The 1,444-nt window shown below is 71.3% G+C and carries 1 protein-coding gene; it reads left to right on the top strand.

The features are described from left to right. Window positions 1-1,393: chromosomal replication initiator protein DnaA (dnaA, locus tag DQW06_RS28265; RefSeq protein WP_117199623.1), on the top strand; the 1,393-nt coding region annotated here is incomplete at its 5' end. Window positions 1,394-1,444: the final 51 nt, after the last annotated feature.

Consider the following 1,444-nt stretch of genomic DNA (forward strand, 5'->3'; position numbering starts at 1 on the left):
CCCCTCCCCCACCGACGAGGCGCCGCACACGGTCCGCGACGCGCCCGCGCCCTGGGTCCAGCAGACCTTCGCCTCCCCCCAGGAGACGCCCACCGCGCCCCCGCTGTGGGAGCAGCCCTCGGCGCTGGAGCGGCCGCAGGAGCCCGCGGGGTGGCGGCAGCAGTCCTGGACGGAACCGGAGTGGGACCGGCCCAACCGCTGGGAGACCCCGCGGGAGGAGGCGCCCGCGCCGGGGGCGGAGGCGGCCGAGGAGGCCGCGCAGCCCGCTCCGGAGGCCGTGGAGGCCCCTGTGGAGGACGAGGCCCCGAAGGCCCCCTCCTCTCCCCCGGGGCGCTCGCAGGAGGTCCCGCCGGGCGAGCACGCGCGCCTGAACCCGAAGTACACCTTCGACACCTTCGTCATCGGCTCCAGCAACCGCTTCGCGCACGCGGCGTCGGTGGCGGCCGCCGAGGCTCCGGCCAAGGCCTACAACCCGCTGTTCATCCACGGCGGTTCGGGGCTGGGCAAGACCCACCTGCTGCACGCCATCGGGCACTACACGCACCGCCTCTACGAGGGTTCGCGGGTGCGGTACGTCAGCTCGGAGGAGTTCACCAACGAGTTCATCAACTCGATCCGGGACGGCAAGGCGGACGGGTTCCGCCGCCGGTACCGCGACATCGACGTGCTCCTGGTGGACGACATCCAGTTCCTGGAGAACAAGGAGCAGACGCAGGAGGAGTTCTTCCACACCTTCAACACGCTGCACAACTCCGACAAGCAGATCGTCATCTCCAGCGACCGGCCGCCCAAGCAGCTGACCACGCTGGAGGACCGGATGCGCAGCCGGTTCGAGTGGGGCCTGCTCACCGACGTCCAGCCGCCCGAGCTGGAGACCCGGATCGCCATCCTGCGCAAGAAGGCCGCGCAGGAGGGGCTGGCGGCCCCTCCCGAGGTGCTGGAGTTCATCGCGAGCAAGATCTCCACCAACATCCGGGAACTGGAGGGCGCGCTGATCCGCGTGACGGCCTTCGCCAGCCTGAACCGGCAGTCGGTGGACCTGGACCTGACCAGCCAGGTGCTGCGGGACCTGGTGCCCAGCACGGAGGTCCCCGAGGTCACGGCGGGGGCGATCATGTCCCAGACGGCCGCCTACTTCGGCCTGACGGTCGAGGACCTGTGCGGGACCTCGCGCTCCCGGGTGCTGGTGACCGCCCGGCAGATCGCCATGTACCTGTGCCGGGAGCTGACCGAGCTGTCCCTGCCCAAGATCGGGCAGCAGTTCGGCCGCGACCACACCACGGTCATGCACGCCGAGCGCAAGGTCCGCGGGCTGATGGCCGAGCGCCGGTCCATCTACAACCAGGTGCACGAGCTCACCAGCCGGATCAAGGACCAGCCCTCGCTGACCTGATCCACAGACTGTGCACGAGCCGCGGGGCGGCCTCCGGGACGGGGGCCGCCC

The sequence above is a fragment of the Nocardiopsis sp. TNDT3 genome (genome assembly GCF_003427465.1).
Classification (GTDB): domain Bacteria; phylum Actinomycetota; class Actinomycetes; order Streptosporangiales; family Streptosporangiaceae; genus Nocardiopsis; species Nocardiopsis dassonvillei.